The sequence below is a fragment of the Paraflavitalea sp. CAU 1676 genome (assembly GCF_029223285.1).
Classification (GTDB): domain Bacteria; phylum Bacteroidota; class Bacteroidia; order Chitinophagales; family Chitinophagaceae; genus Paraflavitalea.
The window spans coordinates 35945-54388 of record NZ_JARHUJ010000005.1; the positions used below are offsets into that span (position 1 = coordinate 35945).

The 18444-nt window shown below is 50.8% G+C and carries 22 protein-coding genes; 13 read left to right on the top strand and 9 right to left on the bottom strand.

What is annotated here, in order from left to right; all coding sequences use genetic code 11:
• Positions 1 to 117 precede the first annotated feature (117 nt).
• On the top strand, positions 118 to 1038 hold the full coding sequence (locus P2H89_RS16565; protein ID WP_275828784.1) for a hypothetical protein: 921 nt from the start codon (positions 118 to 120) through the stop codon (positions 1036 to 1038).
• A 3-nt stretch (positions 1039 to 1041) separates the two neighbouring features.
• On the opposite strand, the gene P2H89_RS16570 is transcribed toward P2H89_RS16565, so the two are convergent.
• A complete protein-coding gene (locus tag P2H89_RS16570) occupies positions 1042 to 2124 on the bottom strand; it encodes a Gfo/Idh/MocA family oxidoreductase (protein WP_275828786.1) in 1083 nt (360 codons plus the stop codon).
• Between the two features lie 143 nt (positions 2125 to 2267).
• On the opposite strand from P2H89_RS16570, the gene P2H89_RS16575 reads away from it, so the two are divergent.
• Both P2H89_RS16575 and P2H89_RS16580 read left to right on the top strand, forming a co-directional pair.
• Complete coding sequence (locus P2H89_RS16575) at positions 2268 to 2927, top strand: DKNYY domain-containing protein (RefSeq protein ID WP_275828788.1); 660 nt, start codon at positions 2268 to 2270, stop codon at positions 2925 to 2927.
• Between the two features lie 6 nt (positions 2928 to 2933).
• Complete coding sequence (locus tag P2H89_RS16580; protein ID WP_275828790.1) at positions 2934 to 3407, top strand: hypothetical protein; 474 nt, start codon at positions 2934 to 2936, stop codon at positions 3405 to 3407.
• Between the two features lie 63 nt (positions 3408 to 3470).
• Here the strand turns inward: P2H89_RS16580 and rpe are convergent, their stop codons facing one another.
• Together rpe and P2H89_RS16590 are read right to left on the bottom strand one after the other, a co-directional pair.
• Entirely contained in the window at positions 3471 to 4121 is a 651-nt protein-coding gene (gene rpe / locus P2H89_RS16585) for a ribulose-phosphate 3-epimerase (RefSeq protein WP_275828792.1), read from the bottom strand.
• Between the two features lie 62 nt (positions 4122 to 4183).
• The gene (locus P2H89_RS16590) at positions 4184 to 5182 is read right to left on the bottom strand and encodes a tetratricopeptide repeat protein (RefSeq protein ID WP_275828794.1); all 999 of its coding nucleotides are present in this window, start codon (positions 5180 to 5182) and stop codon (positions 4184 to 4186) included.
• 116 nt (positions 5183 to 5298) lie between these two features.
• Between P2H89_RS16590 and P2H89_RS16595 the strand changes: the two genes are divergently transcribed.
• A complete protein-coding gene (locus tag P2H89_RS16595) occupies positions 5299 to 6405 on the top strand; it encodes a hypothetical protein (protein ID WP_275828796.1) in 1107 nt (368 codons plus the stop codon).
• A 72-nt stretch (positions 6406 to 6477) separates the two neighbouring features.
• Positions 6478 to 6948, top strand: coding sequence for a hypothetical protein (locus P2H89_RS16600; protein ID WP_275828798.1), 471 nt, complete (start codon positions 6478 to 6480; stop codon positions 6946 to 6948).
• A gap of 77 nt (positions 6949 to 7025) precedes the next feature.
• On the opposite strand, the gene P2H89_RS16605 is transcribed toward P2H89_RS16600, so the two are convergent.
• Positions 7026 to 7751, bottom strand: coding sequence for a hypothetical protein (locus P2H89_RS16605; protein WP_275828800.1), 726 nt, complete (start codon positions 7749 to 7751; stop codon positions 7026 to 7028).
• Between the two features lie 183 nt (positions 7752 to 7934).
• Here P2H89_RS16605 and P2H89_RS16610 point away from each other — a divergent pair, with 183 nt between their 5' ends.
• Together P2H89_RS16610 and P2H89_RS16615 are read left to right on the top strand one after the other, a co-directional pair.
• Entirely contained in the window at positions 7935 to 8966 is a 1032-nt protein-coding gene (locus P2H89_RS16610; protein ID WP_275828802.1) for a histidine kinase, read from the top strand.
• Positions 8963 to 9679, top strand: coding sequence for a LytTR family DNA-binding domain-containing protein (locus tag P2H89_RS16615; RefSeq protein WP_275828804.1), 717 nt, complete (start codon positions 8963 to 8965; stop codon positions 9677 to 9679). Before P2H89_RS16610 ends, P2H89_RS16615 begins: the two co-directional genes overlap by 4 nt.
• A 59-nt stretch (positions 9680 to 9738) precedes the next feature.
• Here P2H89_RS16615 and P2H89_RS16620 read toward each other — a convergent pair whose 3' ends face one another.
• Complete coding sequence (locus P2H89_RS16620; protein ID WP_275828805.1) at positions 9739 to 10158, bottom strand: nuclear transport factor 2 family protein; 420 nt, start codon at positions 10156 to 10158, stop codon at positions 9739 to 9741.
• A 199-nt stretch (positions 10159 to 10357) separates the two neighbouring features.
• Here P2H89_RS16620 and P2H89_RS16625 point away from each other — a divergent pair, with 199 nt between their 5' ends.
• From P2H89_RS16625 to P2H89_RS16635, 3 genes are all read left to right on the top strand, one after another.
• On the top strand, positions 10358 to 11389 hold the full coding sequence (locus P2H89_RS16625) for a histidine kinase (protein WP_275830003.1): 1032 nt from the start codon (positions 10358 to 10360) through the stop codon (positions 11387 to 11389).
• Complete coding sequence (locus P2H89_RS16630) at positions 11386 to 12090, top strand: LytTR family DNA-binding domain-containing protein (RefSeq protein ID WP_275828807.1); 705 nt, start codon at positions 11386 to 11388, stop codon at positions 12088 to 12090. Before P2H89_RS16625 ends, P2H89_RS16630 begins: the two co-directional genes overlap by 4 nt.
• A gap of 117 nt (positions 12091 to 12207) precedes the next feature.
• Positions 12208 to 12684: a nuclear transport factor 2 family protein gene (locus tag P2H89_RS16635; RefSeq protein WP_275828809.1), complete on the top strand. Its 477-nt coding sequence runs from the start codon at positions 12208 to 12210 to the stop codon at positions 12682 to 12684.
• Positions 12685 to 12780: 96 nt separating this feature from the next.
• Here P2H89_RS16635 and P2H89_RS16640 read toward each other — a convergent pair whose 3' ends face one another.
• Positions 12781 to 13101, bottom strand: a complete 321-nt coding sequence (locus P2H89_RS16640) for an antibiotic biosynthesis monooxygenase (RefSeq protein WP_275828811.1) — start codon at positions 13099 to 13101, stop codon at positions 12781 to 12783.
• Between the two features lie 335 nt (positions 13102 to 13436).
• Here P2H89_RS16640 and P2H89_RS16645 point away from each other — a divergent pair, with 335 nt between their 5' ends.
• A complete protein-coding gene (locus P2H89_RS16645; RefSeq protein ID WP_275828813.1) occupies positions 13437 to 13847 on the top strand; it encodes a hypothetical protein in 411 nt (136 codons plus the stop codon).
• Between the two features lies 1 nt (position 13848).
• On the opposite strand, the gene P2H89_RS16650 is transcribed toward P2H89_RS16645, so the two are convergent.
• Both P2H89_RS16650 and P2H89_RS16655 read right to left on the bottom strand, forming a co-directional pair.
• Positions 13849 to 16461: a gliding motility-associated C-terminal domain-containing protein gene (locus tag P2H89_RS16650; protein ID WP_275828815.1), complete on the bottom strand. Its 2613-nt coding sequence runs from the start codon at positions 16459 to 16461 to the stop codon at positions 13849 to 13851.
• Positions 16462 to 16661: 200 nt separating this feature from the next.
• The gene (locus P2H89_RS16655) at positions 16662 to 17156 is read right to left on the bottom strand and encodes a metallophosphoesterase family protein (protein WP_275828816.1); all 495 of its coding nucleotides are present in this window, start codon (positions 17154 to 17156) and stop codon (positions 16662 to 16664) included.
• Between the two features lie 193 nt (positions 17157 to 17349).
• Here P2H89_RS16655 and P2H89_RS16660 point away from each other — a divergent pair, with 193 nt between their 5' ends.
• Positions 17350 to 17565 (top strand): hypothetical protein, encoded by a 216-nt coding sequence (locus P2H89_RS16660; RefSeq protein ID WP_275828818.1) that lies wholly within the window; start codon positions 17350 to 17352, stop codon positions 17563 to 17565.
• 15 nt (positions 17566 to 17580) lie between these two features.
• Positions 17581 to 17916 carry a hypothetical protein gene (locus tag P2H89_RS16665; protein ID WP_275828820.1) on the top strand — a complete coding sequence of 112 codons (336 nt, stop codon included), beginning with the start codon at positions 17581 to 17583 and terminating at the stop codon, positions 17914 to 17916.
• A gap of 51 nt (positions 17917 to 17967) precedes the next feature.
• Here the strand turns inward: P2H89_RS16665 and P2H89_RS16670 are convergent, their stop codons facing one another.
• A complete protein-coding gene (locus P2H89_RS16670; protein ID WP_275828822.1) occupies positions 17968 to 18393 on the bottom strand; it encodes an NUDIX domain-containing protein in 426 nt (141 codons plus the stop codon).
• Positions 18394 to 18444: the final 51 nt, after the last annotated feature.

Sequence of the window (18444 nt, forward strand, 5' to 3'; positions counted from 1 at the left end):
GCTGTCGAAATTAATTGAATTTGTGCTCACACTAAAACAGAATAATCCATTATTTATTTTATTTTGGCCGCCAAATCCAGCCTGTATGGGCTGGCTATAACCCCCGGGAAGACCTATATGTTATTTTCTAAGATATCTCCACTGTTGTTGATCGCATTCATGAGTACACTCACCCGTTGCGGTGATAGTGCCGCCACTGTCAAGGACAAAACGGGATCAAGCGCCCATGTACTGAAGGAAACCATTGCCAGTGGCCCCGATACGTTGATGACTCGCCTGGCAGGCATCAAGAAAGTGAATGAGCTCGACATACTTTGCCAGCACTGGGAAACGGGCGAATCGGAAGGCGCCACCTCGCGTGCCCTATTGCGCGACGAGAACGGACGCCCCACCATACCCGGCCTCGATATCTTTACCGATAGTACCTACCTCGCCAACCCAAGGGGCCAGGTAAGCATCGGCACCTGGCGGGTAAGGAAGTCGGGCAAAGAACTTACCCTGATACTCACCGGTACCGACAAGAAAGAGACCGTGTGGGATATTCAGGAACTGAATTCTCTCAACCTCCGCCTCGTCAGGGCTGGGGAAGATGGAAAGCCTTTGTACCTCAACCTGTCGTCGGATGGCATGGTGCATCAAAATCACCTGAACGATCCCTTCCATCCCGTCAACAACTTATGGCGCATCCGGCCGGCTCAGCCCGAAACAGACAGCGCCATCGCTGCCAGGGCCAAAGCCTGTGTGAAGTTCTTCGCATTATTCTACCGCGATAATATCAAACGTCAGAAAGATAAGATCAACTTCGAAGGCTTACCCGATATCCTGGAGTGGTATAGCCGGGGCATCGGTATGCCCGATTGGGAAGACATCAAAAACTCCTGGCTGCATTGTTTTTACGATGATGCACAAGCGGAAAAGGGATACCAGGTATTGCGGCAGTTGATCATCAACTACGAATTCACCTGGCCCAAAGGCGCGCCCGATTGGAGAATGGAAACACACAGTGTGCTGGAACAGATGTACCACAAGATGAAATGATCACTACAACGGCCACTTCACCGGCATACGCTCCTTGGAAGAGCGGTAAATTGCGTTGAACAATTCGACCGTTCGCCGGCCATCGCTGCCGGTTACCAGGGGGCGGCGGTTCTCTTGAATAGCTTTGAAGAAATCCTCGTGTTGCAGTCGAACGAAATACTCCACGGCATTGACCGAGTTAAATAATGCTTTGTCTGCTTCCTGCCATTGCGGCAACATCGCTTCTTCACCGGGAATGGTCCAGAGGTCATTCAAAGGCGGCTCCTGGATGGTGGAGCGTCCGGGTAAAAACATACTGCCGCCATCGGTTTGAACGCCGGCCGTAGCGCCATTGGAACCATGTACATGCACCTTGCCGTAGATGCCGGGTTTCTGTGCATTGCTCACCATGATATTGGCGATAGCGCCATTCTTAAAACGTACCACCGCAACGGCTGTATCATCTACTTCAATATAGGGGTGATTGATATTACTCCACACGCCATAGAGCTCGTCGAACTCGCTGCCCATATACCATTGCAACAGGTCCAGCTGGTGAGGGGCCTGGTTTACCAGCACACCGCCGCCTTCTGCGGCCCAGCTGCCACGCCAGGGATCGCTTTGATAGTAAGTTTCATCGCGCCAGCCATACATCACCACAAAGCCCAGCATAGGCGTACCCAGCTTGCCGGCGTCGATCGCTTGTTTGATGCGGTAGGCTGCTGGAATAAAGCGGCGCTGACTGATCATACCCAATTGACGGCCGGCGGCTTTGCCGGCAGCGATCATGGCGTCACTATCATCGAGGCTGATGGCCAGTGGTTTTTCAACCAGCACATGGGCGCCGTTTTCGAAAGCTACAACGGTAGCTTCCCGGTGGGCCGGATGCGGCGTGCAGATAACGACCACGTCAACGCGCTCCTGCTGTATCATGGTGGCGATATCGGTATAGGGTGCAGCGTTGAACGATTCGCCAAAAGCTTTGGCTTTATCGAGGCTGCGGCTTTGCACCGCCACCAGCTCGGTATCACCAATATTCATTAAAGCCTGCGCATGTACCCGCGCCATTTTACCACAGCCAATGATGGCAGAGCGAAGTTTGGTCATAGTGGGCCAAAGCTATATTTTTTTGCCATTGCTCCCAGCGGCACGCCAAAATATGTCAATAGCTGGCTTATTGTTATCTTACAAATGCTGACACGAACCTGGTCAGCGGTGATTGAGGAAAATGGAACTTCTAAACCTGATAGATGTTAAGAATAAAGGTCATATTGGGCATTGCTTTCGCAGCTATTCTTTTGGCTTGTAAAGACAAACGGCCGGAGCAACAAAAAAGGAGCTATGGGACTGGCTATGTAACAGCGCGTGAACCGCTCGATAGCGCCAGCTATAAACACGTTAAATACGATTTTTATACTGATAAAGGCGGGCGCCTGTTTCTTCGAAAGCTGCTAATGGGCAGGGATAGGGATAGCGCTTGCCGGTGTGCATTCGTTGTAGTGTATGATCCTCTTTTTACGCACGGATTTGGTGATAAAGGACTGGAAAAGCGGTTGGACGAGGTGATAGATATCGGTTCGTTTCAGGCTATCGATTCTTCCGATTTTGCGAAGGATAACAAGCATGTATACTATCACTATGGCAATTCGGATGGCGGTAACCTGTCGATTGTAGCTGGCGCAGATCCTGCTACGTTCCGCCGGCTGGCCGATTACCGTTGGGGTATCGATAAGGAACATGTCTACTTTCAATTCAGTTTGCTGGATAGCCTTGACCCGGCTTCCACACAGGTCCTCAGATCTCCCGACACGTCAGACCACTTCATAAGTTACGTTAGGGACAACCGCTTTGTGTACCATGAAAATTATATGGTCCAGGGAGCAGATGCAAAATCCTTCAAAGCTAAATAAGAACTCATGTGGCGTTTGATCAGGAAATATTGGTTATCAATTAAAAGGACGCGACCTGATGTTGGCTACTTGACGCCACCTTCTTTGCTGTATTCTGATAATTTATCACGGAAGAAAGAAGATGATGACACCTTTCACTGGTGTTTGGTGGGCAATATAGTCGAAGAACATACTTGGGGAGAAAAGAAGGAGCTGAAGCGGGGAACAAAAGTATTTGTGGCAGGTGCCAAAGTATACTGCTATCCGGTGGCCTGGGGCGATGGATACGAAAAGATCCGGGTAACCGGGATGCACCGGAAAAGAAAGAAATACATAACGATTATTATCGCTTCTAAATTGATAACGAACTGGAGGTTACAACAGGCATATAAACCTGCGGTATTAAAAGAACTAAAAGAGTGGGGAGGGTGGTCATCCAGCGACTACGATAAAGGCAGAATTCTCTCTATGCTACCCCACCTGCGTAAAAGACGTAATTGAAATAACTATAGCGGGCAATAAGCCGCCCGAAAAACAAAAGAGGAGCATCGCTCCTCTTTACAATTAGTGTATTTGTTTCAGTTGTCTGATCGTTGCTTTCGGGTCCGGCGACTTGAAGACCGTGCTGCCCGCCACCAGTACATCGGCGCCGGCACGCACCACACTGGCAGCATTCTCCAATGTAATACCGCCATCCACTTCAATGCGTGTTTCGAGCGCCCGCTCGTCAATCATCTTACGCAGTTGCTTGATCTTTTGCAGCGAATGCAAAATGAACGACTGTCCGCCAAAACCGGGGTTCACGCTCATGATCAGCACCAGGTCGATATCGTCTAAAACATCCTTCAGCACATCTACCGGCGTATGCGGGTTCAGCGAAACGCCCGCCTGCATGCCCAGCGATTTGATCTGCTGAATGTTCCGGTGCAAATGCGTGCACGCTTCATAGTGAACGGTGAGGATATCCGCACCCGCTTTCTTGAAAGCCTCGGCATAGCGCTCCGGTTGCACGATCATCAGGTGCACATCGCATACCTTTTTGGTGGCTGTACGGATCTGTTCGATCACCGGCAATCCAAAACTGATATTGGGTACAAAAACACCGTCCATGACATCGAGGTGAAACCAGTCGGCCTCACTTTCATTGAGCATATTGCATTCGTCCTGCAGTTTCAGAAAATTAGAGGCTAGGAGAGAAGGCGCAACTATCGGCATGTAAAATGTATTTGGACTTAAAGATAATGGGTTCAGCAATAGTAAAAGAAACCAGGATACCACTATCCCTTCAGTCTCTTGATCCCTGCTTTGGCTTCTTCGAAGTTTTTGTCCAGCGAAACCGCCCGCAGGTAATTTTCCAGTGCTTTCTCTTGCTGGTGGGTGGCCTCAAAACTGCGGCCCAGCCAGTAGTAGGCGTCGGCACTGGTATTGGAAACCGTGGCAGCCATGGCAAAAGTCTCCAAAGCCTTGTCATACTGCTTCAGGTCATATTGTACGATGCCCTTTTCGATGTAGGCGTCGGTAAACTTCCAGTTGCGTTTGATGCAGGCTTCAAATTGTTCCAGCGCAGCGGCATATTGTTTCGTATCGGAATAATAAGCCCCTTTCAGAAAAGTGGCATCATTGGCCAGCGTGGAGTCGCGGGCAATGAGTGCATCGCAAAGAGCGATGGTCTTCGGGTTTTTAGTGGCCGCATACAGGTTGGCGAGGGGCAGACCGGTAAAATTGATCGGCTGCAGTTCGTAAGAACGCTCCATCGCTTTGATACCCGCCGCAGTATCCCGCATCAGTACCAGCACATTGCCTTTTTCGTACCAGCTTTCAAAATCGAGTGAGTCCTTCGCCAGCAGCTCATTGTACTGCGCCAACGCTTCCTCTCCGGCGCCCACCTGGGTATATACCTCGCTCAGGCGACGACGGAACGTGGGGTTTTCGGGATACTTTTCAATACAGGATTTCAACAGTTTAACCGCCTCTCCTGGCTGATCAACCAGCATCAGGTTCGAAATGTACTGCAGCGCAGTACCTTCAGCAGGAGCCAACGTCCAGGCCTTTTCGTAATCGGCCGTCGCCAACTCATGCTGGTTGTTTTGCGAAAGCCGGATGCCCCTTGTCAGGTACAGCTCCGCGTTTTGAGGAGCAGCCTTGATACTGTCGGTAATACTTTCGTAGGGCGGCTTCTTCAGGAGGTCAGCCATCTTATCAGTCCCGGTCTCTTTGCATCCGGCAGCCATCAGGGCCAGGAAGCAAAAGCCGAGCATTTTCGATCTATAAATCATATGTCAAAACTAACCGATTTTGGTCATGTTGGTTATGACAATATTCTGACAAAAAAGGAAAGCCTCCAAAATACCTTTGTGCCCGCTGTTACAGCCTTGTTAAAAAAATGAACAACATGAGAAGATCCCTTGCCTTAGTACTGCTCAGTGCAGGAACCCTTGCTGCTATCACTGCATTCAAACCCAATACGCAGCCCGCGCCGTTGGCGCCCCATGCCGGAGATACCCTGCAGTATCCGGAAGAGACACACTTCAAAAATATTCAGCAGCTGACCTTCGGCGGTGACAATGCCGAAGCCTATTTCAGCTACGATGGTAAGTACCTCATATTCCAGCGCACCAGTGCCAAAGACGGGATACCCTGCGATCAAATGTATATCGGAAAGGTACCCGCCGCCGGTGAAAAGTTCGAGTACAAACAAGTAAGTACCGGTAAAGGACGTACAACCTGCGGCTTCTTTACCAAAGATGGCAAACACGTGATCTATGCATCCACCCACCTGGGTGGTGATGAGTGTCCACCGGTGCCAGACCGTTCCAAGTACGGCAACAAATACATCTGGCCACTCTACGCCAGCTTCGATATATTCATGGCCGACCTCAACGGCAAGATCGTCAAACAGCTGACCAAATCGTCCGGATACGATGCTGAAGCGACACTTTCGCCCGACGGAACGAAAATGATCTACACCAGCGTCAAGGATGGCGACATCGAACTGTACATCATGGACCTGAAGAGCGGAAAAGAAAAACGAATCACCAATACCCTTGGTTATGATGGCGGAGCCTGGTTTAGCCCCGATGGTAAAAAGATCATCTGGCGCGCATCCCGCCCGCAAACCGAAGCCGCTATCAAGGAGTACAAAGACCTGCTGGCCGAAAACCTCGTAGCGCCTACCAATATGGAAGTATGGGTGGCCAATGCCGACGGCTCCAATGCCCACCAGGTAACTTCTTACGGACAGGCCAACTGGGCGCCCGCATTCATGCCCGATAGCAAAAGGATCATCTTTGCGTCTAATCACGAATACAAAAGAGGGTTTCCCTTCAACCTGTACACCATCAACGAAGATGGCAGCAACCTGCAAAAGATCAGCCGCGACAAGGGTTTCGACGCATTCCCGATGTTCAGCCCCAATGGAAAGAAGATCGTGTTCTGCAGCAACCGCAACAACGGCGGCACCCGCGATACCAACATATTTCTGGCCGACTGGGTGGAGTAGGGGAAAATTGGGTTTTGCGTTGTAGCTTTGGCCCGATTTTGAAATTATCACACCTTCAAAAGCTGAAACATTATGTATACAGGTTTACTGCATCTGCACAACACGCTTCGCTGGGTCATCCTCATTTTATTGCTGGTAGCATTGTTCCGTCACCTCGGCGGCATGAATAAGAAGAGACTGGTGAATGCCGGCGACCAAAAGGTAGACCTGTTCCTGATGATAGCAGCCCATACAACCTTCCTGGTTGGTTTGTATCAGTGGATCGTTGGTCCCTGGGGCCTTAAGCTCATCCAGTCGAGCGGCATGGGCGAAGTGATGAAGAACAGCGCTTACCGCTTCTTCGCCATCGAGCACCTGACCGGCATGCTCATCGCCATCGTATTGATCACCATCGGCCGTGGAAAGGTAAAAAGAGCAGTAGACGCATCAGCCCACAAAAAGGCCTTCTGGTTCTTTTTGATAGCACTCCTCATCATCCTGGTATCTGTACCCTGGCCTTTCAGGGAAGGAATCGCAAGACCTTTGTTCCCAGGCATGCACTAAAAAAAAATCAGGCGGTACTAACCCGCCTTCCGAAGAAAATAGAAAAAGCCGCTTTCGATAAGCGGCTTTTTTCATGGCTATACTTTCGTGATCACATAATACATCTTCCCCATCGGTATCACCCGCTTCACGACTTTGCCGGTAGCTTTCTCGATCCAGGCCATCGCATCCGGCGCCACGCCGGCATTGCCCGTGCGGGCTACATAGCACTGAACGGTACCGCCCCCGGCCAGGCCCAGCATATCTTCTCCCACATACTCCACCTGCCAGGGGTCCATGCCATTGCGCTCGAAGGTGTAAACATTCAGCCGGGCATTGAAACCCTTTTTATAAGGCAGCAGGCCGATCAGGTACTCGAGCAGGTTCGAGTCGAAATAACCCTCCTCCATACGGTGCAGCGTATCTATGAGATGGCCGCCCTTGTCGGCAACGGCATATACTTCCCGGGCGGCAAAGCGAAGGTCCATCTTCATGAAATGAGGGGTTGTCACCATCCGCATCCGCACCGGCGCCAGCGTCTTCAAATCCGCGATCGTCGAGTCGAGCAGGGTACGCCCATCGGGCAAGTGGAACTGCTGGGTTACAATCACCCAGCCCTTGTCGGGGTTCACCGACACCGTATTGCGGCAGGTAAACTCGGTCAATACCTTGCCGGTTGAATCGGTAGTCGCTATCTTGTAGAGGGTAACAGTGGGCTTGATGAGCTCGTACCGGATCGTAGGGTCACCGGCTTTCAGCAGCGATTGGCAATGGCTGATATGCGTAAGCAATAAGGTCATCGCGAGTAAAAGGAACCTGTCCATGTGGAATGTTTTAGAACCCAAAATTGGCGCCCGCAAAAACGTCCGGCAAACACATTCAATTAATAAGGGCGGAAATTCAACGGCCCGGCCGATTGATTAAACCGATCCATCCGTTGAACAAAACAGTACAATGATTGAATCCATTCGTAAGCATCCGGCCGGGGCCGCTAAATTTGACATCGTATGAAACCAGTCAGCCACAAGGCCAATATGATAAGGATGCAGGTGATCATCTGGACCTGCTTTGCCGTGATCATCTTCGCCATGTATTACCACGAAAAACAGGAGATACTGCAGGGCGTCATCCGGGCAGTATGTTACACCGTCTATTTTGCATCGATCATGTATGCGAATTCGCTTTGGCTGGTACCAGTGTTCTACCGCCGCCGGCGGAAACTATTATATGTACTGCTGGTCATTTTGCTGCTGGCTGGCGTTACCATGGCCGAGATCTTTACGGAGCTGTTCGCACAGCAGTATATTTATGGCGCAGCGGAGGAAAAGCTCAGCGATGTAAAGCCCCGGGTGTATATGGGCCTCTTCTTTCTCAACCTGCTGATATTCCTGTTCAGTCTGCCCCTGCGCCTGGCCTTCGATTACTTCACCATGCGCAAACAGCAGGAGCAATTACAACGCCGTACGGCCGAGGCCGAGCTCAACCTGCTCAAAGCACAGGTGCAGCCCCACTTCCTGTTCAATACCCTCAACAATATCTACTTCGTGGCGCAGCGCGAATCGCCCTCCACCGCCATCCTGCTCGAAAGGCTCTCCAACATCATGCGTTATTTTGTCGATGAAGGCCCGAAGGAAAAGATCGGGCTCGACCGGGAGATCGATTTTATCCGCGACTATATACACCTCGAAAAAATGCGCATGCGGCATCCGCTGGAGACCAGGTTTCACGTTGCCGGTGAGGTGGAGGGTATTAGCATTCCTCCCATGTTATTGATACCTTTGGTAGAGAATGTGTTCAAGCACGGTATCAATAAACGGAGTGAAGAAAATATCCTGGCCATCAAAATAACGGTCGATGCAAAGCGGCTTGATCTGTTGGTGGTCAACCGCCTCCTCGAAGAAATGGAAGCATCGCAGCCTGGTGGTAACGGACTACCCAACCTTCGCTCCCGCCTGCATTTATTGTTTGGCAATGATTATACGCTCGAAACCGAAAAGAAAGATGGCATGTTTATGGCCCACTTAAATATTCCCCTGTGAGTAATATAACCTGTCTCATAGTAGATGATGAGCCCAATGCGGTACAGTTGCTGGAAGACCACATCCGCAAAGTGCCCTTCCTGCAATTGAAGGCAAAATGCTTCGATGCCTTTGAGGTGTTGGAGTTTCTCAAAACCGATAGCGTGCACCTCATCTTTATGGATATCAACATGCCCCAGTTATCGGGCATGGACCTCGCCGCCATGCTGCCCAAAGAACAGCACATCATCTTCAGCACTGCTTATGCCAATTACGCCCTGGAAGGGTATGAATACAACGCGGTAGATTACCTGCTGAAACCCATCACCTTCAAACGCTTCATGCAGGCCGTCGCTAAAGCTCAGTCACTGCTGCAGCCTGTGAAGTCCGATCCGCTTCCGCCATCGGCCACACCAGCTGCCGCTTATATCTTCGTCAAGTCGGGCAAGCAACTCGTTAAAGTAGAATACGAGAAGATACTCTACCTCGAGGCACTCAAAGAGTACGTGAACGTGGTAACGGCCGGCAGCAAGATGCTGATCTATAAACGGATGAAAGAACTGGAAGAACAACTGCCCGCCAATTTTATCCGCATCCACAATTCCTACATCGTCAACATCGACCATATACAACACATAGCCGATAATCAGGTGGTGATCGACAAGGTGAAACTCCCTGTAAGCGCTTCCTACCGGGAAGCATTTCTCCACCTGGTTAATAAAAGATTATTATAAAACCCGCCAGGCCTTCCCAAGGCACACTGGCGGGTATACTGTTTCATGGCTATCCTTTCCTATTTCTGGCGGGAAAATATCTTACTCACGATCTTCCATTCGCCCCCGATCTTCAGCAGGTTCATATAATCATACATGATCGCCTGGCCGGTCTCTAATTTGATCTTGGCCTGTGCCGCTGTGCCTTCGATGTTCAGACTCAGGAGCTCGACCTTTCTGTCGGGTTTGCTCGTGTTGGCTTTAATGCGTGCCAGGAAATCGGCAATGGGCACATCCTTGTATTCGCCGGTCTGGAAGTCGACGTATTTCATACTGGCCGATGGGTGGAAGGCCTTCTCCATCCGGTTGCCATCGCCGCTCATATAGTTCTCCAGGCAGGCTTTAACACCGGCTTCTTCCGGATTTGTTTGTGCCAGCGAATGGATCGGGTTGATAAAAATGGCTGCCATCAGCAGCAAGGTTGATAAAATGCATTTCATAATTGGAAGTATTAAGCATTAACAGATTTTGGTAAAACAATATTACCACACCCTGCTACTGGCAAAAAAGACGTTCGCTGCACACTGCCATTTTTTCGACCATTCGCGCCAGCCGGAAAACGTCGAAAAACAACGGCCACCCGTCGAAGGCCGTCCCGGATAATAGTCCGTTTGCCGCAATTTGCGTACTTTGATACATATGACCGTGCCGGCAATAGATAAAGCATTAAGGAGAAGACTGCTGCGCGTACAGGCAGCCGTGTGGGTATTGTTCTATATATTCCTCATCCTATACTCCATTCAGAAATGGGAGCAGCCGATATTCGGTGTATTATCGGTATCCATTGCCACCATCACTTATCTGCTGGCAGTATACGGCAATGCAGCCTGGCTGATACCCCGGTACTACAAAACCGATCGTAAACCCCTTTATTTCCTCATCAGTACCCTATTCGTTGGTGCATTGGTAGTCGCGCGCATGTATGCGGAGCAACAGGCATTGAAGCCGATTCATTCCACATTTTACGATTGGCGCTTGCCCCACTTCTCCTTTGTATTCATCACCAACTTCCTTGCATTCCTGTTTGGCGCTCTACTGAGCATCACCATCGATTACCTGCACCTGTTGCGCAAACAGGAGGAGATGAAGCACCAGCAGCTGGCATCCGAGCTCAATTTGCTGAAGGCACAGGTGCAGCCCCATTTCCTGTTCAATACGCTGAATAATATTTACTACCTGGCTTATACCAAAAATGAAAAGACGGCCGAAGTGGTGGCGCGCCTTTCCGATATCATGCGGTATTTTGTAGATGAGGCACCTATGGAACGCGTACCACTCCGTAACGAGATCGGGTTTCTGAAGAACTATATCGAGCTGGAACAGATACGCATGCTGCACAAAGCCACACTTACCTTCGATCCCGACGGCGTCAATGATTCCCTGCTGATACCGCCCATGCTCCTGATTCCGCTGGTGGAAAATATCTTTAAGCACGGCATCGATAAGGCGGTAACGCAGAACGAGGTATCGATCACCCTGGAGCAGCACGATGGATACCTGCACTTTATAACCGGCAACAGTCACCACCAGCAGGAACACAATGGCAAGGGTGGGGTAGGGCTCACCAACCTGCGCAAACGGCTCACCATCTTATTTGGAAATGACTTTACTTTGAGTACCGAAAAAACAGATCATTGCTATAAAGCCATCCTTAAATTTCCGGTAGCATGACGATCAACTGCCTGGTCATAGACGATGAACCCTTTGCGGTGAACTTGCTGGAAGAATACATCAGCCAGGTGCCTTACCTCCATTTGCAGCACAAATGCTACAATGCACTGGAGGCATTGAGTTACCTAAAGGAGGCGAAACCCGATCTCATCTTCCTCGATATCAATATGCCGCACCTGTCGGGCATGCAGCTGGTATCGCTGCTGCCGCCCGATCAGCCATTTATCTTCACAACTGCCTACTCCGAATTTGCCGTCGACAGCTACGAAAAGAATGCGGTCGATTACCTGCTAAAGCCCATCACCTTCGAGCGTTTTCTGTTGGCCATCAATAAGGTCGTGAAGTCGGGGGCAACGCCTGCCGCGGCTGCAGATCCGGCCAACAGCTCCCGGAAATTGTTCCTGAAAACCGGCAAGGCCATCGTGCAAGTGGAATACGACGATGTGTTGTTGATAGAAGGACTTAAAGATTATGTGATCTTTCACACGAAGGAAGCAAAGCATGTGGTGTACAAACGGATGAAGGAATTGGAAGAAACACTACCGGCGCATTTTTCGAGGGTGCACCTATCCTATATCGTTAACCGGCATCATATACGCCGCATAGAAGACAATCATGTGTTCGTAGGTACGGAGCGGATACCGGTCAGCGAAAAATACCGGGATGCATTTTTATCGTGTATCAATAAGGGTCTTTTGTAGGTAAGAGTAATGCATTGATACGCAGTATACAGTTGTCCGCAGTCAATACAGCTCCTGCACGGCCGCACCAGCGCCGCTTACACCGTTTTACGTTAAATTCATAGTAAATCGATCAGTATGAAAGCATGGACCATCCTGTACATGGTACTGCTGGCTGCCTGCAGTCAGTTACCGCCTTCCGATGCCACACCAAATGCCGTCAGCCTTACCCGGGAAGAAGTGGCCGCCTTCGTTGGTCATTACGATAGCTCCTGGAATACGAAGAATGTGGCGGCCATGGAGAGTATCTATGGCAAGTCCTTTGTGTACTTCACATCGGTGGGCGGAACCAGCACCAGGGCCCAGAACCTCGAAGTGCTGGGGGCGGACTATTACAAAGTGCTGAAGGCCGACCGGTCCGAGCTGGAGATCATCATCGATGGCAATACGGCCATCGTCAGCTCGCGTTGGCGCGGCAACGGTATCTGGAAAGACACGACCTTCAACGACAACCAGCGCTGTGGGCTGGTGATCCAGAAGCAAAATGGTCAGCTGAAGTTGTTGTCCGAGCACTGTGTCGAGATCCAGGGCGATACAGCCCGGGCGGCCGATTAAACCGAAGGCCCCTGCTGAAATGCTTAGAATCACACTGAAGGTCTCGCCTGAGAACATACGTATCCTACCGAAACCCGGCGCTGAAAGACTTTTGCATCACACCGAGGGACCGGCCTGAAAAACATAGGTATCACAGTGTATAACCTGCGGTTCAAATTCCAGCAGGTATTTTTTGTCTTCCTCATAGTAGCGCGCTTTTTCCAGCTCATCACCGGCAAAAGCACGGATGCTGTCGTAGCTGTCCCACCACGAAACGGTCCAGATATGAGTAATGTCGCCTTCTGTTCTTTGCCAGATATGAGCGCCCCGGTTGCCGGGCGTAGATAAATAGTCGGGGATTCCGGTGTCGATAACGTATTGGCGATAAACGTCGGCGTCGGCGGTGCGGGTGCGGCCGTGCCAGATGCGGGTGATCATAGTTAGTTATTTGTTTTTAATGGCTGATAGCCCCTTAACACGGCGCCGGACGGCCGGGTTCGATCAAGTGCCGGCTTTTTTATGAAAAGCCTTTTACGCCGCCCGGATGCAGCTTTCCAGCGCTCTTACGTTCTCTCCGCCTGCCTCCCAATGCCCATTTCCTGTATTCCCTCGGTGCCTCAGTTGTCCCGACGCATGTCGGGAATGTCTCGCTGCCTCGCTGCCTTTCTTCCCTCGTTGCCTGGTTGCCTCAGTTGCCTGGATGCCTTTTCTTAACATTTATCAATGAAACGGCTTCCCCGATCAGGTACCTTTAGGTATTAAAAACCTGCTATATGTCAGAAATGTCAAGGCTTCTCTGCGGCATCATCTTCATCACGGTACCCTCCATCGAATTCGGTGGTGCCTTCCTGTTGCGCGTACTGTCGGGGAGGATGGATGGCCTCGGCCTTACCCCCTTTCAAAAGTCGATGTTCCGGGCAGGCCATGCGCACGCCGGCGTCATCGTGATCCTGTCGCTCATCGGAGAAGTGTTGTGCGATTATGCCACGCTGCCCATCAACTGGCTGTGGCTGGTGCGCATCGGCATGCCGCTGTCGGCCATCCTGATCAGTGGAGGATTTTTCGCCGCGGCAGCCGGTAAGGGAAGAACAACACCCAACGCATGGATCCGTATGCTCTACATAGGTGCCTTGCTGCTGGCTGTTTCGATGATAACGTTGGGGGTGGGGTTGATCAACAGCTAACCTACCGCACCAGCGTTACGGTGCCTTTTTGCGTATAAATAGCGCCGGTATAGTCGACGGCTTTCACGGACCACACGTACATGCCCGGCGATTGGGGTTTGCCGCCCAGCGTGCCATCCCAGCCGGTTTCACCCGAAGTAGTGCTGTACACCATCTGCCCCCATCGGTTGAATACCTGGAAGAACTCGATGCGTTCCATACCGGCAGCGATAAACCGGAACACGTCATTGTTCCGGTCGCCGTTGGGCGAAAAAGCCGATGGTACAAAGATGGATGGACGTGTTTTGAACACCCTCACCATCACAAAGGCCGAGTCTACACAATTCGCTTCATTATACACCAGCACTTTGTATTTAATACCGGGCGAAGGATAAAAATGGGTTACAACAGGGTTCGCAATATCGGAAGCCGATAGCCCTTCGGCAGGTATCCAGGTATATTTGATGCCGCCGCTAGCTTGTAAATGCATCGGTTGCCCAACGATAGCCGCCGTATCCCTTCCGGCAAAAGCAATGATATCCGGCAGCACCGTTACTTTCACCGTATCCCGGCCGGCCTTGGTACATCCCTTGTCATCATAAGCGGCAAGCACATAGTCGGTTGTTCCTTTGGGTTTGGCCACCGGATTCAGGATCTTCGGATTGCTAAGCGTCGAAGCGGGCGTCCAGTCCACCGACTTCCCATCTGTACTGCCATTCAATTGAACCATCGCGTCGTGACAGATCATGATATCCGGGCCGGCATTGGCAACCGGGTAGGGTACTGCTTTTACTTCCACATCTCCTGTAGCCCGGCAGTTACTGATAAAGGCCGTGACTTTGTACAGGGTAGTGATGGGGGTAGTGGCAGTAGGAATGGCCATATAGGGATTTATCAACTGTTGAGGCGGTGTCCATTCGTACCGCAGCGCATCAGAAGTAAGTCGCAGTTGAATGGCATCGCTCTGGCAAATAATGGTATCATCCATCACCTCCAGTGTTACATGGTCCACCACCCGCACCTGTACCGAATCGCGGTTGATGCAGCCATTGTCATTCAGCGTAACATAATATTTGGAGTTCACAACAGGCGATACTGTTGGGGTGGGGGTATTGCCATCCGTCAGGGTAGGCGCAGGGTCCCAGCTAAAGATGCCGCCGCCATTGGCTTTCAGCCGCAGCGCGTCGGGCGGACAGATCAGCGTATCGCGGAAAGCCAGTAAGATAGGCGGTTTGTCGACGATCGATATAGGTTTAAACAAAGTATCGATACAACCCTTTGAATCGTTCACGATGAGCCGCACGTTCTTAACGCCCAGCGACGAATAAGTATAGATGGGATGCTGTGCTATCGACAGGGCAGCAGGATCACCCGGTTGGGCAAAATCCCACGACCATTTATTCACGATGCCATACACGGAAGTAGTAGCATCGTGGAATTGGGTGGGTTTATTGACGCAGATGCCGGCCACCGTAAAGGCGGGTTCAAAACCCGGGTACACGCGCGCAATGGCGGTGGACGAGTCGGCACATTGTCCATTGCGGTTGATGACGAGTCTAACGGAATAAGTACCGGTATCCGTGAAATTAAAGGAAGCCGTAGGTGTGGTAGCCGAAAAAAGCTTCGAACCGGCTTCGTTGAAGATCTCCCAGTTATGGCTGTTGATGAGCGGACTGGTCGACAGGTTCACCAAGTTGATGGTTTGCGTGTTGCCACAAAGCATATAGGCAGGAGGAATAGAAGCCGCAGCCACATTACAGGAGGTGATCTTGATCTGCAGGTCTTTTCGTTGGGTGGCGATCACCTTGCTGTCACGGATCTCCTGCACGCATACGGTTACGACATAGGTACCCTCCGAAGGCGCAATGCCCGTGATCATGCCGGTATTGGGATTGATCTTTACATCGATGCCCAACGGAACGCTGCCATTAAAACCATTACCATACGGAACGGGAAAATAAGGAGGCGGGTTGGGAGGAGTAGCATTACCGCCGCCACCGATAGAACCGCCTACATAGGCTTCGCAGAAAGAATAAGACAGTACATCTTTGGTGTCGTTGTCTACCGCACCAAAATCGTACGTGAACGAATTATTGGCGCATACGATGACCATATCATCACCGGTAAACCGGGCGCTGTTGTTATTGGGGCCATCGGGGTGTGAGTTGGTGCCCGGGATCTCCCCGCAATAGGTGGCGCCTACATTACTGTAGCCACTGGTCAGGTTGCTGATGCCATTTACCCGGTAGTTGACCTGCGTAGCCAGCACGTAGCCATCGGCTGAACCTGGCAGCGTAACGTCGAAAATATAATAAGCTACTTTATAACAAACGGCCGGCGGGTTGGTGATGCAGGGACCGGCATCGGTAAGGTTGAGTGTTTCCTGGTTGGCCAGCGAAACAGTAACGTCCGTAACACGGGCATTGGTGCCTTTATTGAAGATCCCGATCACGCCTGGGTTGCTGAATTGCCGGTTGCTGAAACAATCCATGAAGAGTTTTACGGTAACATGGTAGCGGTATTGGCCGTTGGTGATGCTGAGGAGGGTATAGTGAGTTTCACCGCCGGTGATATGGTCTGCGCTGGCGGGCAAAAAAGCCATGAGGAAAACAAGGACGAAGCCACCTGTCCTCATGCGACTGTTTCCATTGGTATGTACAATGGCAGCAATGACTGTATGATTTGGTGGGTGAAATTCCTAAAAGGTCTCTTCTACCTTTAATATACGAAATTTTAGGCAGAAGGTTGGCCCATCAGGGTTAAACTTTCGGGCAGATCAGGCATAGTGCGAAAGCAGTAAGCAGCAGAGAGGGTAAGTTACGAAAAAAGCCGGGCTTAGCGGTTGCCCAGTTCGATCACATTACAGTCGCGCATGGTTTTGCCGTCGATCACGAACGTGATAAGGGTACGCACTTTGTGCCAGCCTTCCCTGCCGGCAGCACCGGGGTTCATGTGCAGGCATTGCAGTTGGTCGTCGAACATCACTTTCAGGATATGCGAATGGCCGTCGATGAACAGCTGCGGCGGATTGGCCGTCAGCTCCTTCTTCACTGCCGGCGTATACCGGGGTGGGTATCCTCCGATATGCGTCATATAGACCTCTACGCCCTCACACGTCCAACGCAGCTTTTCAGGAAACACGCGCCGGATATCGTTGCCATCGATATTGCCGTAAACACCTTTCAGTGGTTTGAAATCTTTCAGTTGATCGGCGAGCGCCAGGGTGCCGAAATCGCCGGCATGCCAGATCTCGTCGCAATTGTCAAAATGCTTGAAAACTGCCGGGTCGAGGTAGCTATGCGTATCCGAGATCAATCCAATTCGTGTCATGCAGGAAACAATAAGGCAGCGAAGATAACAAGAGAACAGGTGAACAGGATGATTGAAGTGATGTTGATCCGCTTGCACAAATATTGTCTATTCCCGCAAAGAGGCCAAAAGCAAGATGCCCGCAAATCTAAATGTAAGGGTGTGATTGACACTGTTACCCAATTTGACTATTTTGCTGGGCCAAACCCCGACCATGAGCAATGTTGACCTGAAATTTATTGAAGATACTTATCGCAGAAAATCTGATGAAGAATTGGTAGCGATCCTTACGCAGCGGATGGAAGGACTTACACCGGAGGCTACAGCCGTTGTTAAGAGCGAGATCGAAAGGAGAGGCCTTTCTGCACAGTTTTCAAATGCAGTCGATGCGCAGCAGAAAGAGTATACCGTAGCGGAGATCGATGCGTAAAACGGCGCTTCCGATATGGATTTGAATGCTAATATGATCGTAACGGTGAAGAGTTATGTGTTTTTTACCCAGTATCGGCCACAGATTGTAGTGGGCAGTCCCGAAGCATTGAGAAAGACCTGGAATAAGGCGATGACCACCACCTTATTTGCCGGCTGGTGGGGAATTCCCTGGGGGATCGTCTATACGATCAAAGGAGTAGGTTTTAACCTGGTCAATAAGAAGTTGTCCCACGCAACAGCACCTACCGATTATTTGAGAACGTTTGTGCGAACAAAGATTGGTGAAATAGAGGCCTATAAGAACGATCCCGAAAAACTGCGGTCGATTATTGCCAGAAGGCTGGGATAGGCTGATTTTTGTTGGTCCTGCACGAAAGCAAAACAGCAGCCTTTGCCTGCCTCAATCTATAAACCCATCCTGTTTCAATTGCTCCAGGACCATAACTGCACCGGGTGCACGATTTTCTTCCAGCAGGTAGGTATCGATCGTGAAGTAAGCGATCTTCCCGATCTCCGCCGAGGCAACCGGTTCCACCGGCCGGTTCACGAAATAGCAATCCTGCTCCATAATAATTCCCGTTCGTTCGCCGTAGGCGGGGGCCGTCGTATGGGTGTAGAAGACCAGGTCAGCAGGAGTTAGTTGAATGTTCAGTTCTTCGGCAATTTCCCGGCATAGCGCCTGCTGGGGCGTTTCACCGGCATCGACCTTACCGCCCGGTAAATAAAAGCATTGTTTGTTGTTGCTGAAAGCCAGCAAAAGCTGCCGGTTCCGGATAATGAGTAAGCCAACGGTCTGGAGTTGCGTGGTAGTAATTGGTTGTGCCATGGTAATCGGGTATTTCCTATCTTTATAGCAACGATTGAAATTATGCCATTT

Coding starts and splice junctions, on each gene's coding strand:
- P2H89_RS16605 (WP_275828800.1), bottom strand. CDS start 7,751: ATGGACAGGTTCCTTTTACTCGCGATGACCTTATTGCTTACGCATATC.
- P2H89_RS16600 (WP_275828798.1), top strand. CDS start 6,478: ATGTATACAGGTTTACTGCATCTGCACAACACGCTTCGCTGGGTCATC.
- P2H89_RS16660 (WP_275828818.1), top strand. CDS start 17,350: ATGAGCAATGTTGACCTGAAATTTATTGAAGATACTTATCGCAGAAAA.
- P2H89_RS16565 (WP_275828784.1), top strand. CDS start 118: ATGTTATTTTCTAAGATATCTCCACTGTTGTTGATCGCATTCATGAGT.
- P2H89_RS16630 (WP_275828807.1), top strand. CDS start 11,386: ATGACGATCAACTGCCTGGTCATAGACGATGAACCCTTTGCGGTGAAC.
- P2H89_RS16650 (WP_275828815.1), bottom strand. CDS start 16,461: ATGAGGACAGGTGGCTTCGTCCTTGTTTTCCTCATGGCTTTTTTGCCC.
- P2H89_RS16670 (WP_275828822.1), bottom strand. CDS start 18,393: ATGGCACAACCAATTACTACCACGCAACTCCAGACCGTTGGCTTACTC.
- P2H89_RS16640 (WP_275828811.1), bottom strand. CDS start 13,101: ATGATCACCCGCATCTGGCACGGCCGCACCCGCACCGCCGACGCCGAC.
- P2H89_RS16645 (WP_275828813.1), top strand. CDS start 13,437: ATGTCAGAAATGTCAAGGCTTCTCTGCGGCATCATCTTCATCACGGTA.
- P2H89_RS16635 (WP_275828809.1), top strand. CDS start 12,208: ATGAAAGCATGGACCATCCTGTACATGGTACTGCTGGCTGCCTGCAGT.
- P2H89_RS16580 (WP_275828790.1), top strand. CDS start 2,934: ATGTGGCGTTTGATCAGGAAATATTGGTTATCAATTAAAAGGACGCGA.
- P2H89_RS16665 (WP_275828820.1), top strand. CDS start 17,581: ATGGATTTGAATGCTAATATGATCGTAACGGTGAAGAGTTATGTGTTT.
- P2H89_RS16570 (WP_275828786.1), bottom strand. CDS start 2,124: ATGACCAAACTTCGCTCTGCCATCATTGGCTGTGGTAAAATGGCGCGG.
- P2H89_RS16595 (WP_275828796.1), top strand. CDS start 5,299: ATGAGAAGATCCCTTGCCTTAGTACTGCTCAGTGCAGGAACCCTTGCT.
- P2H89_RS16655 (WP_275828816.1), bottom strand. CDS start 17,156: ATGACACGAATTGGATTGATCTCGGATACGCATAGCTACCTCGACCCG.
- P2H89_RS16610 (WP_275828802.1), top strand. CDS start 7,935: ATGAAACCAGTCAGCCACAAGGCCAATATGATAAGGATGCAGGTGATC.
- P2H89_RS16590 (WP_275828794.1), bottom strand. CDS start 5,182: ATGATTTATAGATCGAAAATGCTCGGCTTTTGCTTCCTGGCCCTGATG.
- P2H89_RS16620 (WP_275828805.1), bottom strand. CDS start 10,158: ATGAAATGCATTTTATCAACCTTGCTGCTGATGGCAGCCATTTTTATC.
- P2H89_RS16625 (WP_275830003.1), top strand. CDS start 10,358: ATGACCGTGCCGGCAATAGATAAAGCATTAAGGAGAAGACTGCTGCGC.
- P2H89_RS16575 (WP_275828788.1), top strand. CDS start 2,268: ATGTTAAGAATAAAGGTCATATTGGGCATTGCTTTCGCAGCTATTCTT.
- rpe (WP_275828792.1), bottom strand. CDS start 4,121: ATGCCGATAGTTGCGCCTTCTCTCCTAGCCTCTAATTTTCTGAAACTG.